Below are 13,417 nucleotides of genomic sequence, written 5' to 3'. Positions count from 1 at the left end.
TCACTATGATTGATCCCACTAGTGAAAGAATAAATAGAGCAATGATCATTTTTCTCAAGCTGGGGTAGTTGATATCGTTATTTTGTAAATGCAAAAAAATCAGATGGATAAGTCCCCTTTTCTTGCAGAGCTATACTAAGAAGACTGCTAGGTTATGTTAGAAGATAAAGCAAGAGTATCATAAATAGATTGATTGATAGAGTCAATCATTAATTGACGGAGTTGATAAAAATCATCTTTGCAACCGTCACTAGTTAAAAAAGATTTATTGATTCGTCCCAGTGACATGGAATTATTACCTTTTAGCAAACCGGAAATGATCAAACTAACGATCGATGGACGATTCGGTAATGCTATAAACAAGACGATTACTGGGATACTTTGATATAGCTGGCAAAGACGGTGTAATCAGCCATCGGTATAAGCAAGTATACTATCAGAAGGCATATGCAACACAATTCAATAATACATTGACCAAATCAAATGTGATCAAAGCATTACAAGGATTTTTTGAAGTCAAACAAGATGGTTTGCTCGGGCAGGATACAGTCAAAGCCTTACAGAGATGTTTAGGAGGGTGTGATCAGTCCTCTTGCAGATATAGTGACGTAGACTAGCAAAAAAATTATAAAAAAGCACTCATCCTTTAGTTGGTTGAGTGCTTTTTTTGTTCATTAAGATATCCAACTAGACCATCAAGATTCTTTTCCACCGCTTCTGCCAATAAAAGCATCGTACCGATTTTGACATTTTTCCAATCATCGGAATTGTTTAAACGGGTTAGACTACTCGCTGTGATACCTGTTTTTTTACTGACTTGATAGTTGCTTTTGAAACCAAAGTCTTTTTTGTATTGATCAAACCAATTCATATTATCACCTACTTAAATTTATAAACTAGATATCTTAATCCACTGATAACTACCGCTATTATTGAAATAAATAAGAGCAAATTCACTATATGGTTCATAAAATTATGCTAGATTGAAACCGAAGAGGGGACCCCCTTGATACTTCTTTAGTTGACTTTCGTATTTTGTTTTCGTCTTGCTGTGTCAGAGCTGAGGAGTAGTTACGATATTGACTAGAGAAGCAATTCATTTTTCCAGCTTTTTTTCACCTCCTTAACTCTATTTATCTCACACTATCAATAGTATCGGAATTCAATATTTTCCTTTAATAAAAAGATAAACAAGCCCGAAAAACAAGTTATTTATACAACTAGCTACTTGAAAGTGTAAAAAATAAGGAAAGGGTTTATAGAATCATAACCAGTATTCCTGTAAACAGAAGTAGATCTAAAAGCATGCGTGAACGTTTATTGGCGATTCAAGGTTTTATATTTTAGTAATTGATCGTAGTTTTATAGAAAAAAACACAAAAATGTCTCTTATCTAGAGCTTTTTATTTTGGACAAAATATTATAAATAATGTTACCCGAATGGTAGATTTTTCTGATTGTCATGGGAGAATGGATTTAGCTTTGTGACTTGAAAAATGACTCGTTAATTTCATATGAATTGATCGTAAACGAGTGTATGCTATAATCCAAAACGTTAACGAACAATGTCTTTTGAATGTTAAGAAAGTTAAAAATATTTAAATTGGTGGTGATTGGATGCAAACTTTTTTGACGAAAGCCTCCCAAAAAAAAGTGAAACTAATTCACTTTTTACTTGAAGCGGACAATGGGTATACGATGGATGAGATAAAGCAATATATAGGAGGATCTGTTAAATCAATTTCTCTTTATATGAAGGAATTATCAGAGCTGTTTGAACAGTTTAATGGGAAAATTGTTTTACAAAATGAGAATAATCAGCGCTTTGGTATCCAAAAGGAAGAAGACTTTCCCATATATAGTATTTATCTTCCCTATTATAAAGAATCATATAATTACCAATTAATTGATTTTATGTTCAAATATCCCGAAAAAAGAATCGAAGACTTTGCAGAAAAACAATATACGAGTACATCTACCGTTTTTAGATATGCTAAATTATTAGTTCCTTACTTTAAAAGATACAAGATCGGTTTTCACTCGTTTAAACTGGAAATAGAAGCCGAAGAGATCAATATCAGAAGTTTTTATTACTATTTTTATTGGGAATCAACACGAGATGGTCACTGGCCCTTTTTGATTGATTGTGACAGGATCATGAAGTATGTTCAATGTTTTGAAAAAACCTATGGATTTAAATTAGATGCTTTACAAACGAAAACGCTGAGTTTTTGGTTAGCGATTATACTTGAAAGAACTAAGAAGCAGAATATTTCGCTAGATGAAGAGGTGAAATCAACAATCGAGAGTGATCCAAACTTTGAATTGGTCTCGATGTGGTTGAAAGAAAGCCAGTTGCTATTGCCAGACAATGAACGATATTTTCTATATCGGGTAATCTATGCTTTCGGTATTGTTGAGGGAAAGGAGTGCTATGAGCAACAAGCGGTGCGTGCTCATACAAGAAGTCAAAGTTTAGCCTATCGTTTAGTTGAATTGCTCAGTTGTTCGCTAAAAGAAGTCTTTGATTACGACTTTGATCGAAGGAACCAGAACCATTTGTTTAGCTTGATTGCGTTTTATGAAAGAAGCTGTTTTTTCTGGGGGAATCCCGATGTTTTTTTCAATAAATCATATATATCTGAAGTAGAAAAGCTTGATCCTCAAATTTGCCGAATGGTTCAGAAGTTTCATGACTCGATGATACAGATAGCTCCCGCAGAGTTATTACCCCATTTAAAGAACACGCACCAGCTGTTTTTAAATTATTACTATTTGCTGGATTATTATGGATTGTTACTCAAAAGTATTCAACCAATAAAAATTTTGCTCACGGATGATCTGCATCGTCCTCATCGATTATGGTTAATGAATAAAATCAAAACATTGTTTAGTAATGTTTATGCTCTTTCTTTTTTTGATTCTGAAACCAAATTTGAAGAGGTTGATTTAGTAATCTCAAATTATTTCTTGGATACGAAAAATACACCGTTACTGTTAATGAAAAACATTCCGACAGAACGTAACTGGCGAAATCTTGAAAAAATCTTATATGAGTTGCATAGAGAAAGAGCTACAAACAAATAACTATTTTTTTTAAACTTATCAACAATCAAAATTTTCAAGGGTTTATTTGTCAGAGTCTGAGACATAAAACTCACACTTTACTCTAAACGATGTTTAAGCATCAGCTCCTTGAAATAAGCCGAAGAATTCCAAAAATAGGAAAACTGTCTTGGATTCTCCGGCTTTTTCTCAAATCTGGACATATCACGACCTCTTTTTAATTGAAAAATAGATTGAGTCAATCAGCACTTTTGGATTTGATTGTAAATGGCTTAGCTGAGAATAAGTCGAATTGGCACCTGTTTTCAATCAATTATTGCAGTATCAATAGGAAATCAAATGAGAGACGAATCGTTTTTCAAAAAAGTACTTCTAATTTTTTTCCGGATTCCGGAATTTTTTTACTGTTTTTTTCCTCATCAAGAAATGGAAGAATAGTTGTAGTCGCAATGGCAGACTAATTTTTATTAGGAGGAAGAGAATTATGAAGAAACAAGTTGTTAGTATAGCTGGACTTGCCTTATTGGCATTAGGGACATCTAGTTCCGTGGTTTGTGCAGCTGAAAATGAAGGACTAACAAGTCAAGTCACAAATAAAACAAATGTAACTTTGAAGGAAGGTTCGGGTAGTGATGTTCAGCCAGTGGTACCAGATGATACCCATGATGACGATCCAAGCACAGGAGCGAAAGGCTCATTGTCTATTCCTTTCGCATCAAACATTACTTTTGGTGAACAAGAAATCCAACAAGGAGATGCGGATTATTTTGCATTGAATAAAAAGCCATTTGTCCAAGTGAATGATACTCGTGGGGGAGCGAAAGGCTGGACATTAGGTGTATCTATCTCACCATTTACTTCAACAGATAAAGATCACTCGGAGTTGACAGGCGCACAGCTATCTTTAAACAATGGTCAAGTAGTAACGAAAAACAACTCATCCAAAGCACCTCATTTGGCAGAGTCAAAAGATCATACATTTGTACTAAACGAAGTCAATCAAACCGTTATGTTGGCTCAACCAGGCGAAGGTGCAGGGGCTTTTGCTGCAGTATTCGAAGGAACAGATGGCAAGAACGAAAATGTGAAATTACATGTTCCCCGGGCAGGTGTGGAAGCAAAAAATTATACAGCTGAGATTACTTGGACGTTAAGCGATGCTCCAGTATAAATTTAGGCCGGGATGGGGATGGATAGTCTCCATCCTTTTTATGACAAGTTTACTGTTTGCTTGCCACCCTGCCTCAGTTTTTGCTGAAAAAACAGAAGTGAACTTTGAAGCTAAGGCTGTCTTGCCAGAGAATCAACGTTCAGAAGCAAGCTATTATGATCTTAAAGTTGAGCCTAACCAGTCCCAAGAGTTGACGATAAAGCTTAAAAATACCAGCTCTGAAAAGATAAAAGTCAAAGTAGCAGCCAATAATGCGACTACCAATAAAAATGGGGTGCTAGATTATTCACAACATGATCAAAAATTATTAGGTGGTCCTTCTTTAGAAGAACTGATTTCAGGTCCTCAAACGGTTGAACTGAATCCGAATGAAGAAAAAGATGTCGTGTTCCAATTAAAGATTCCGTCAACTGGATTTGAGGGGACGGTTCTGGGTGGTTTTTATTGCTATGAAGAAAAGAATAAGGCAGAGGACCAACCAACTGGATTTAGCTTAGCAAATAAATTTGCGTATACAATTGGTATCCAACTCCAATGTTCAGACAAAAAAATTGCTCCTGAACTAAAACTCTTGGAGGCAAAGCCAGGATTAGATAATGGTTATTTAACAGTCTATGCAAAATTGGCAAATCCACAACCAATGATTATGAGTCAATTGGATCTTCATGCTTTCATCACAAAAAAGAAACAGAAAGAAGTACTGCACGATGTTAGTAAGCTGGTTTCTTTAGCACCACGAAGTACCTTCAAATTACCGATTAGTTGGGAAAATGAACCTTTAAAAAAAGGAGAGTATACGTTAACTACCGTTTTGAAAGAAAAGTCGGGGAAAGTTTGGACGTTGAAAAAAGACTTTACGGTAAAAGGAAAAGATGAAAGTCTTAACAACAAAACGGTAAAGCTTAAAAAATCGAAGAACAATAACTACCAATACTTATATGGGGGGCTAATTGTTTGCTTACTCATTATTGGCTTGTTACTGTGGCATATTACAAAATTGCGAAGGAATAAAGGAAATTAAAGGAAGTGGCACATTGATGAAAAAACGATGGCTCAATATACTCTTACTGGTTTTCTTAGTGGTTTTCCCACGAATTGGTTTAGCTGATAGCCAGGTCAATAGTCAGGTAGGGATTCGTTTTTACCAACCAACGAGTGCGCACCAAATTGTCCCAATGGAAAAAGTTCTTAATCCAAATGAGAGAAATAGACCAGTTACTGATGGACAAGCGAAGTCTGAAGAAGCTGGAAAAATAAAAATGTATCCCAAAACAAACCAATCTAACCATCATTTATATCTCTTTATTGGTGTAGCTCTATTGACTTTAATCATCCTGTATTGGTGTAAAAAGAGGAAGAAATTTGTTCGTAAGTTTAATAAAATTTGGTTACTTCCTTTTTTGTTAGGGTTGATTGGCATATTTCCAAAAGAAGTTCGAGCAGCTGGAAGTATTACAAATCTTCCGTATTTCAGATATGCAAATACGATAGAAACTCCCGCCAATAACACATTTATGATGCATTATGGTAGTTTTACAACTGTGGAACAAGTTAAAGGTCAGTATTCTGGGAATTGGCTGGTTGTCAATCAGGAGAATCCAGAAAGTAGTGCGTTGATCAAAAATGTTGGCTTTTTCAATGGGAAACCAGTAGATGTTAAAATAATAATGAAAAAAAAGGATGGACAAGCAGGAGGAGAGATCGGTATTGGCAATCCAAAGAGTTTTTTAGATATCGATATCTCTGGCGAAGTCTTTCTTACTTATGAATTTTTCGATCAAGCGGGGAATGCTTTTCCAATTGAAACTTCTTTTAATTATTTTGGGATCAATCGAAACAAGTATATCGGCTATAATCATATCGGTAAGGTGGCAAAATATCTTGTTGCGAATAATCCAACAGATATCAGTTACCATACGTGGAGTGATGATCATTCTTTCTGGACGTATTTTGAAAATAATTTTTCGAAACCATGGGGGCATCCTACACAAGAGTTCCAGATTATCACTAAACCAGTAACTAAAATAGAAACGGTTGTTAAAAACTTAGATAATACGCCATCCTCTCTCATGTATGAAACAGATTTTTTGGCTAGTCCAGAGTTTCCTGCTGCTGAAGCAGTGGATAAGCGTTTTGATAAGGAACAACAAAAGGTTACTTTAAATGCGATGCAAACCATACCGAATGTGGGACATGGGAATAAAATGAAAGATTTATCTGTGACTTTTTCATTGGATGATGTGACAGCTCACTCACAATATAAGATTAAAGATTTTAACGTAGTGAAGTTTGATGGGACGGACATTAGTGATCTTTTTGTGGGGAATCAAAAAGAGGATCACTCCTATCAACTAACGTTAAAAGACCCTAACAATGAAAATCTTTATGATACAGTTTTGAATTATCAACTTAATCTTGAGTGGATTGGGAGTAAGCAAAATCCGGTAGATAAAACGAATTTGAAAGAAGGCTATTTAAACATTCCTTTCACTGTTACTACACAGATTAATCACAAACAGAAAGGAACGAGTTCTGCCTATTCTTCTGTATACTACGTGGGGAAGGTCATACTGAATTACTTGGATGAAAATAACCAACAACTTTCTGATCCTAAAATCATTTCAGGAATCATAACAGATTCTTTTGATCTATCACAAGAATATCCAGAATTGAACGGATATTATCCAGTCAAGGAAATAGTGGAAAGGGATCAAGGAATCTTTACTCCAGAAGAACAGCAATTCGTTCATCATTATGAGAAAGGTTCGCCAATTGAATTTACTTTGATGCCTAAAGAAAATCCTTTACTGTTTTCTCGTTTCTCAAAAACAAGAGAGGTGACGATTCATATTTCTTATGAAGAGAAACAGAATTTATCATTTATGGCGAAATGTGGAGATGAAGTCTTAAGGTTAAAGGACTATCCAAGTTCCGAAAACGAGATCCAAGATAAAGTGAATGTTCAGCTTCCTGAAAATTGGTTGAACAAGGAAGTTGCTTTTTATATGGAAAACGAAAAAGGACAAAAATCAAAGGAAGAGAGCCGTCAGGTTTTAATTGATCACGGGGTTAAGCTTAGATTACCGGAACAGTTGACGTTTGGGGAACAACAGATTCCGGGTCAAGATCAATCGGTACAAGCAACGAATCAAAAAGAAATTCAGCTTATCGATGAAAGTGTGTTGGAGAAGAGTCATTGGCACGTTAAGTTAAAAGAAGAACGACCTTTAACTAACCAAGAGAATGACCAGTTGCATAATGCTCTTCATCTGCAGAGGAGTGGAGTGGATCAAACGATTAATGCAGAAGACCAATTGGTTTGGCAAGGAGAGGGTAGTGCAAGCTTCACTGATCATCATAAGATCCAGTTAAATTTACATCCTTCCGATAAAACAGGATCGTATCAGGGGAGCCTAATTTGGACGCTTGAAGATGCGCCAGGATAAGATGGTTTTGACCAAACGATTCTTTTTTTATAGTCCCTCATAAGAAAAAGGATAAACGCAAAGGACACGAGTCAGAAAATAGTTGATTCGTGTCCTAAGCTTTTTGTTATCAAGAGACTTATCAAAGACTTTGTCATTCGATTACTCCAACTAGAAGAATACAATCGAGGTTTATAAAATGATATGCGGGAACTATGAAATACGATCGAAAAATTAGTTCACTTATGTAATATAAATTTTATGTAATATATAGAAGTTAGTATTAGGAAGGATGAGATGAAAAAAACTAAACAAAACTAAATGAACGCAAAATACACAAACTGTTCAAAACGATAACAGATAGTGACTATTTAAAAGAAGGACAGTAGATACTCGCTATTTCTGAACTTGTTTTTCACCAAAAAACGACGGTTAACCATATCAATAGCTAACCGTCGTTTAACTTTTTTTCTAAAATGGCCTGATATGAATCTATAAACTAGACTGTTGCTTTAAATTTAGCCGCTTTTTCGATAGAAACTAATGGGCTAAACTGAATTTCGATGTCTCCAGTTTGATTTAGACTAAAATGAGCAGTACAATCCATTACTTTATCAGGAGCAACTGATCCCATTGTATTGTCATTTGGATAAGAAGAAGCTTTTTTATCGTCAGAGCCATAAACTTCTACATCCATTCCTACAGGAAGGTCATTTTGACCATTGTTTTTAATTGTGTAAGTAATCTTGACTACTTGAGCAGGTTGTTCATCTGCAAATTGATTTCTTTCGTCAGTAAGTTCCACACTGTTTAATGTGTACTCAGCATCGCCAACTTTTACAGTATCCCCAACTTGGTAAAAACTTTCTTGCGCTTCTTTTGAAGAAGAGCTTGATGTAGCTTCTTTAGTAGAACTTGTTTTTGTCACTTTTTCTCCGCCGTTATCGCTTGCTTTATTGTCATCTGAGCCACCCAGTGCAGATCCAATTATTGCTACAAGAATGATTGCTAGTACCCAAAACCAAACTTTTTTATAAAATGGCTTTTTCTCCTTTACTACGTAACGTTTGCCATCTTCCCCTACAACACTTTTTTTAACCATTGTTTCCTCCATAATAATTATCTAATTTACTCCCACTTAATGGCAGGTAGTGATAGTCGCCAAAATATAGATATCTTGTGTTTCATTTATTAAGACATCTTTACTACCAAATATTCAGTTTTTCACAAATGAAAAGCTTCAAAAAAACACCTAACAGTTCGCATCAAATAAGAATATTCATTTTTTACTTACATATAGTAACATGATGTGTTTGATTTGGAAATATGTAATTATAAAATTTGTTATTTTTTATTATTCGAAAGATCATGTTAGGTATCGAGAAAGTAATAGAGAAGTAGGATTATCAAAAAAGATGTAGGAGATGATAAGCATCTATTGATAAGTGGTTAATGTCATTTATGTGACAAATTTGAAAGATAAATAAATGGAAAAAAAAGCTCAAAAAAGATAAAATAAGTTAAATTTATTGATGAGGTGAGTTTATGAAAAAGGGAATATTCGGGGTTGTTGTATTAATTTTATTAGGAGTTGGAGGATTTTTCGGTTACAAATATTATAGCGAAACGTATAAAACAACTACTGCATACACTAAGATTCCAACAGAAGTGCCAGAAAAAACGAAATCAAAGAACAGCGATGGGAAAATCATTGCGGGTGAATATAGTTACCATTATGACGTGACTTTTGTAAAAGCTGATGGTAAAGCAACCAAACGAACATTTAGTGTGAGTGGAGAAGCACCACAACCATTGAAACCAGGCAGTTACGTTCAAGCTGACATCAGTGACAAAAGAACAAGCTCTCCTAGAGTAATTGCAGAAGAAAAGATTCCTAAAGAAATCAAAAATAAAGTAGACGAATTAAATTAGTTTTCAAAAAAATGAAAGAGACGATAAAAAGTCTGATTCAAAATCAACTATTAAATCTAGCCGGAGCATGTACTGGTTAGATTTTTTTGTTGATCGGTTATTCCATGTGATGGAGCATTGACTCAATTAGATGGAGAAATAGATTAGCAGGGGATTGTCCAAATACGCATTCTAGGATTCACGAATGAAATTTTGACAAAAAATCATTAATATGGTTTATTAAGAATAGAAAGATGAGGTGAATGAAATGGATAATGACCAGAGGTACTCTAAGCTTGCTAAGGATAAAACCTTTGTAACTTGGGGAATGATTCCGGTAGTCGGCTTTTTTGGACTTTTAGTGTCGTTGATGATTTTCATTTAAATATCTTCAAATAGTTAGGTGAGGCTTCTATGTAAACATAAGCTACTGCCCAAAAATGTCGAGAGACGCCAATGGGTAGAACAGGGATTGTCGATAGCAAGGCTTTTCTTAAGGTAGCTAAGTGCAAACTTTACGTTGCATAGTGCCAAAGCTCAAACGTGACGTAAGTCAAACGAAAACGGTAGCAAAAGCATCAATCAGTTCTTCAGACAGGATAAAAAAATGAAACGTTGGTAGACGTTCAACATTTATCCTGTCTGAAGAACTGATGCTGGAGCACCGTTTATTTGTTATTTTGCAGCAGGTGTTCCAAAAATTTTTTTACTAATTTTGTTTAGGTTAGTTTTTTAGGCTGTAAGATTATTTTTATTACATCGATTGAATATCGCTGGACACCTTGCATAGTTTTCTCTGTTAGAATGCCAGTAGTTACAGATTTTAAAAAGTGAAAAATAATATTCTTGTCATTAAAACAAGTGAGCTATTTCTTCTTTTTGATAATAATGAAAACAAGAATGGAATAGAAGATGGTGGAAAAAGCGAGTCCTTTAAGATAGAAATCGAATAATTGAACAGGTTGACTATAGGAATATTCTAAAATTTGGATCATAAAATAGATAGACGGAAAAGAGGAGAGAAGCATTAGTATGTCATATTTGTTCCATTTTGTATAAAGAGACAAAAAAAGAATAATACCAATAAAAGGGATCCAAAACAGTAATTTACTCATCGTAATCATATGACCCATCCTTATACAGCCTTTGCATAATTTAGATAATAGCACGTAGTATATAACCGACAAAGAGTTTTGTATTACCTTGTCCAATTTTTAATTGTATACTCATTAATGGCGGAATAAGTTAAGGAGAGAACTGAATAAAGTGAGGTAAATAGACGACAAAAAAGCACCTACCATTGAATGAATAGGTGCTTTTAAAGTGAACTAGAACTGTAATCGTTCATTTGGGGTTTTCACTCCTATGCGGATTTTTTCAATTCTTGCACTGCTTGTTCAATCGTCACTCCAGTGGCTACTCGATTTTCATTTGTTTTATCAAATACCACAAATAGATTCAAATCAGTATTTAGAGTTACACGATATTGTAAGTCTTTGTTATAGAATGTCATAATCATTCTCCTTTCTTAAATTCTTGCGAAAGGCAACGAAACGTTGATAACGAAATTCCATTTATTATTATAGCATAAAGAAGAAAACTTTGCTAATTAAGGATTGTTTAACTTTATATAGAAGATAAGATAAACAGGATAGAAATAGCCTATTCGCTTTAATTAAAAAACTATAAAAAAAGTAGAGGTTTATTCTTGTGTTTCTCATTTATCTATGCTATATTAAGTAAGTAATCTATTTTGAAACGTAATTTGAGCTAACTATTTTAGTTTATGACTCCTTTTGCCTATCAATAATTTATTGCAATAAAATCGTACGTTGATACGTATTAGGAGGAAATATATATGAATAACGGTACAGTAAAATGGTTTAACGCAGACAAAGGTTTTGGATTTATCACTGCTGAAGATGGAAATGATGTTTTTGCACATTTCTCAGCTATCCAAGGTGACGGTTTTAAAACATTAGACGAAGGTCAAGCAGTGACTTTTGATATTGAAGACGGTCAACGTGGCCCTCAAGCAGTAAACATCGTAAAAGGTTAATACTGTCATAATAAAAACTGCTCTTCCATTAGAGTAGTTTTTTTGTTTTTTCTTAGTAAAGAAAAATGCTGCTCTGCCGCTCAAGTGAAGACTATTGAGGAAGGGATACGGACCTCTCCCTATTCAATAGCGAAGAATCGTGATCGACGAATGAATGTGTCAGTCAGACAGTTTAAATGAATGCTAATATAATGAATATGAGAGTGAGAAAAGGTTCATACTCTCATATTCATTACGTTTATTTGGATCAATAAATGAGGAAAATCTGATGAACTTTTAAGAATCCGCAGCTTTTATATGGATTAAATCAATTCCTTTTTGTTTAAGGTTTGTTAAACAGATCATCAGGTAGTCCTCGTCATGCTCAGGATAAATAGGTGAAGTTTGTTTTTGAGGAGAAAGATAAGTATAAGGATCACAGGCTTTCCCACGGTACTCCGGGACAGACCATTCTGGAGAAGGAAGATAATGGCGCTTTTTCATTTCAGTAAGAATAAGATGGTGATACTGATAAAGCTTGTAAGGGGAATGTTGGAAGACATAATCAACTGTTGCATGCTTTCTTCCCCAACCATTACCTCTTAATGCACAACATTCTCTATGTTGACCTAATAATTGTTTTCTAGGAAGCAAAGGGATTAATTCTTCATGCCATAAGCGCATTTACTCACTCTCTTTCATTTAGATTAGATGGTTTAATTTACGCGGTCTGGTTTTTCTGATCGTCCGATCAAATAGTCAACAGATACATGATAAAAATCCGCAATAAAAATTAGATCGATAGCGCTCGGACAACGTTTTCCCTGCTCTAATTGTAGATAAGTTTCCAACGGGAGTGAGGTTTGTTCAGCCACTTCCTTAACGGTTAAATTCTTTTTTTTTCGGAGATAATCCAGCCGACAGCGTAGTGTATCTAATAAAATCGCTTCTTCAATACTCATAAATTCGCTCCTTTTGTCATTCAAATAAATTCATCGATCAATGCTTTCTATTTAAATAAACCAAATAAGCAATTGGTAATAACAAAGCTAGAATCAAACCAATCAGTTCTGCTACGAATAATTGATCTGGTTCAAAATACTGATAATTTAAGATTTTATATGAAAAAAAGATTGCTGGTAACGTAAAAAACGCTAAAATTAGGCGTTCCTTGTTCCAGTTGATTAAGTAACAAATAATAGGGATAAGAATTAAGGTAGGAATAAAAAAAATAAGTCGACTCAATGTTATCATAGTACTAACTCCTATAGATTTCGTATTTAAATAATCATTGATTTTCAGTCGTAGGTTAACAACGAACAACCACTTATACTAAGAGGTGGAAAACACTTCGAAAAGTGATTACGACTTAAATAATCATAAGAATAAAAAAACAACCCAAATACAAGATAGCACGTTCCGAGTAACAGAACAAATAATATGCTACGTGTTTGAAAAAACAAATGATTCAAACAATTCATATACCAAGTGATAGAGCATTTGTGGTGAAGAGGGAGGGAAGAGCTGGAAATCGTCTGATTCAAATAAAATATTTGTTATTTAATGGGATGCTTTTGGATTTTTATTAAATAAGCTTGTTTCGGATTTTTATTCATGCTATAGTAGATATAAGTTATTTTTATATCTTAAAATTTTTACTGTACCCTTAGCTCAGTTGGTTAGAGCTGACGGCTCATAACCGTCCGGTCGTAGGTTCGAGTCCTACAGGGTACATATTAAAGCGCTCGTTTCTTTAAACAATGATTAGATAATCGTTGTTTTTTTATTTTGAAAAGTTGCATGCTT

The 13,417-nt window shown here is 34.4% G+C and carries 13 protein-coding genes, 1 tRNA gene and 1 riboswitch; of the genes, 8 read left to right on the top strand and 6 right to left on the bottom strand.

Going from position 1 to position 13,417, the window contains the following annotated elements; translation table 11 throughout:
* The first annotated feature begins 238 nt into the window (after positions 1-238).
* Positions 239-385: a hypothetical protein gene (locus AB3H93_RS04005; RefSeq protein ID WP_161637840.1), complete on the top strand. Its 147-nt coding sequence runs from the start codon at positions 239-241 to the stop codon at positions 383-385.
* Positions 386-646: 261 nt separating this feature from the next.
* On the opposite strand, the gene AB3H93_RS04000 is transcribed toward AB3H93_RS04005, so the two are convergent.
* A complete protein-coding gene (locus AB3H93_RS04000) occupies positions 647-871 on the bottom strand; it encodes an XRE family transcriptional regulator (protein ID WP_094940216.1) in 225 nt (74 codons plus the stop codon).
* A 746-nt stretch (positions 872-1,617) separates the two neighbouring features.
* Between AB3H93_RS04000 and AB3H93_RS03995 the strand changes: the two genes are divergently transcribed.
* The 4 genes from AB3H93_RS03995 to AB3H93_RS03980 all read left to right on the top strand — a co-directional run bounded on the left by AB3H93_RS03995 (position 1,618) and on the right by AB3H93_RS03980 (position 7,683).
* Positions 1,618-3,087 carry a helix-turn-helix domain-containing protein gene (locus AB3H93_RS03995; protein WP_368020183.1) on the top strand — a complete coding sequence of 490 codons (1,470 nt, stop codon included), beginning with the start codon at positions 1,618-1,620 and terminating at the stop codon, positions 3,085-3,087.
* A 463-nt stretch (positions 3,088-3,550) separates the two neighbouring features.
* Positions 3,551-4,237, top strand: a complete 687-nt coding sequence (locus tag AB3H93_RS03990; RefSeq protein WP_368020182.1) for a WxL domain-containing protein — start codon at positions 3,551-3,553, stop codon at positions 4,235-4,237.
* Between the two features lie 40 nt (positions 4,238-4,277).
* Positions 4,278-5,258: a DUF916 and DUF3324 domain-containing protein gene (locus tag AB3H93_RS03985; protein WP_249509705.1), complete on the top strand. Its 981-nt coding sequence runs from the start codon at positions 4,278-4,280 to the stop codon at positions 5,256-5,258.
* A 16-nt stretch (positions 5,259-5,274) separates the two neighbouring features.
* Entirely contained in the window at positions 5,275-7,683 is a 2,409-nt protein-coding gene (locus tag AB3H93_RS03980) for a MucBP domain-containing protein (protein WP_368020181.1), read from the top strand.
* 478 nt (positions 7,684-8,161) lie between these two features.
* Here the strand turns inward: AB3H93_RS03980 and AB3H93_RS03975 are convergent, their stop codons facing one another.
* Positions 8,162-8,764 (bottom strand): DUF4352 domain-containing protein, encoded by a 603-nt coding sequence (locus AB3H93_RS03975; protein ID WP_368020180.1) that lies wholly within the window; start codon positions 8,762-8,764, stop codon positions 8,162-8,164.
* A 443-nt stretch (positions 8,765-9,207) separates the two neighbouring features.
* Here AB3H93_RS03975 and AB3H93_RS03970 point away from each other — a divergent pair, with 443 nt between their 5' ends.
* Complete coding sequence (locus AB3H93_RS03970) at positions 9,208-9,594, top strand: DUF1093 domain-containing protein (protein WP_368020179.1); 387 nt, start codon at positions 9,208-9,210, stop codon at positions 9,592-9,594.
* Positions 9,595-9,961: 367 nt separating this feature from the next.
* A riboswitch (M-box (ykoK) riboswitch) is annotated at positions 9,962-10,130 on the top strand.
* Positions 10,131-10,936: 806 nt separating this feature from the next.
* Here the strand turns inward: AB3H93_RS03970 and AB3H93_RS03965 are convergent.
* Positions 10,937-11,086: a hypothetical protein gene (locus tag AB3H93_RS03965; protein WP_010719071.1), complete on the bottom strand. Its 150-nt coding sequence runs from the start codon at positions 11,084-11,086 to the stop codon at positions 10,937-10,939.
* A gap of 345 nt (positions 11,087-11,431) precedes the next feature.
* On the opposite strand from AB3H93_RS03965, the gene AB3H93_RS03960 reads away from it, so the two are divergent.
* Complete coding sequence (locus AB3H93_RS03960) at positions 11,432-11,632, top strand: cold-shock protein (RefSeq protein WP_010719072.1); 201 nt, start codon at positions 11,432-11,434, stop codon at positions 11,630-11,632.
* Positions 11,633-11,908: 276 nt separating this feature from the next.
* On the opposite strand, the gene AB3H93_RS03955 is transcribed toward AB3H93_RS03960, so the two are convergent.
* Genes AB3H93_RS03955 through AB3H93_RS03945 form a run of 3 tightly spaced genes read right to left on the bottom strand, consistent with a single transcriptional unit; the run spans position 11,909 to position 12,865 of the window.
* Positions 11,909-12,295 carry a TIGR02328 family protein gene (locus tag AB3H93_RS03955; protein ID WP_081127538.1) on the bottom strand — a complete coding sequence of 129 codons (387 nt, stop codon included), beginning with the start codon at positions 12,293-12,295 and terminating at the stop codon, positions 11,909-11,911.
* A 32-nt stretch (positions 12,296-12,327) separates the two neighbouring features.
* The gene (locus AB3H93_RS03950) at positions 12,328-12,573 is read right to left on the bottom strand and encodes a helix-turn-helix domain-containing protein (RefSeq protein WP_063627160.1); all 246 of its coding nucleotides are present in this window, start codon (positions 12,571-12,573) and stop codon (positions 12,328-12,330) included.
* A gap of 37 nt (positions 12,574-12,610) precedes the next feature.
* A complete protein-coding gene (locus AB3H93_RS03945; protein WP_010719075.1) occupies positions 12,611-12,865 on the bottom strand; it encodes a hypothetical protein in 255 nt (84 codons plus the stop codon).
* A 406-nt stretch (positions 12,866-13,271) separates the two neighbouring features.
* On the opposite strand from AB3H93_RS03945, the gene AB3H93_RS03940 reads away from it, so the two are divergent.
* Positions 13,272-13,345: transfer RNA gene (locus AB3H93_RS03940), tRNA-Ile, on the top strand.
* Positions 13,346-13,417: the final 72 nt, after the last annotated feature.

Origin of the sequence: Enterococcus sp. C74, from assembly GCF_040887125.1 — a bacterium.
Lineage (GTDB): Bacteria > Bacillota > Bacilli > Lactobacillales > Enterococcaceae > Enterococcus_B > Enterococcus_B hirae.
Note: the sequence above shows the minus strand (reverse complement) of the source record. Positions and strands in the feature narration are given on the sequence as shown.

Excerpts from the sequence above, each read along its gene's own strand:
- AB3H93_RS03965 (WP_010719071.1), bottom strand. The coding sequence starts at position 11,086 with ATGACATTCTATAACAAAGACTTACAATATCGTGTAACTCTAAATACT.
- AB3H93_RS03945 (WP_010719075.1), bottom strand. The coding sequence starts at position 12,865 with ATGATAACATTGAGTCGACTTATTTTTTTTATTCCTACCTTAATTCTT.
- AB3H93_RS03990 (WP_368020182.1), top strand. The coding sequence starts at position 3,551 with ATGAAGAAACAAGTTGTTAGTATAGCTGGACTTGCCTTATTGGCATTA.
- AB3H93_RS04000 (WP_094940216.1), bottom strand. The coding sequence starts at position 871 with ATGAATTGGTTTGATCAATACAAAAAAGACTTTGGTTTCAAAAGCAAC.
- AB3H93_RS03970 (WP_368020179.1), top strand. The coding sequence starts at position 9,208 with ATGAAAAAGGGAATATTCGGGGTTGTTGTATTAATTTTATTAGGAGTT.
- AB3H93_RS03980 (WP_368020181.1), top strand. The coding sequence starts at position 5,275 with ATGAAAAAACGATGGCTCAATATACTCTTACTGGTTTTCTTAGTGGTT.
- AB3H93_RS03960 (WP_010719072.1), top strand. The coding sequence starts at position 11,432 with ATGAATAACGGTACAGTAAAATGGTTTAACGCAGACAAAGGTTTTGGA.
- AB3H93_RS03995 (WP_368020183.1), top strand. The coding sequence starts at position 1,618 with ATGCAAACTTTTTTGACGAAAGCCTCCCAAAAAAAAGTGAAACTAATT.
- AB3H93_RS03950 (WP_063627160.1), bottom strand. The coding sequence starts at position 12,573 with ATGAGTATTGAAGAAGCGATTTTATTAGATACACTACGCTGTCGGCTG.
- AB3H93_RS03975 (WP_368020180.1), bottom strand. The coding sequence starts at position 8,764 with ATGGTTAAAAAAAGTGTTGTAGGGGAAGATGGCAAACGTTACGTAGTA.
- AB3H93_RS03985 (WP_249509705.1), top strand. The coding sequence starts at position 4,278 with ATGACAAGTTTACTGTTTGCTTGCCACCCTGCCTCAGTTTTTGCTGAA.
- AB3H93_RS03955 (WP_081127538.1), bottom strand. The coding sequence starts at position 12,295 with ATGCGCTTATGGCATGAAGAATTAATCCCTTTGCTTCCTAGAAAACAA.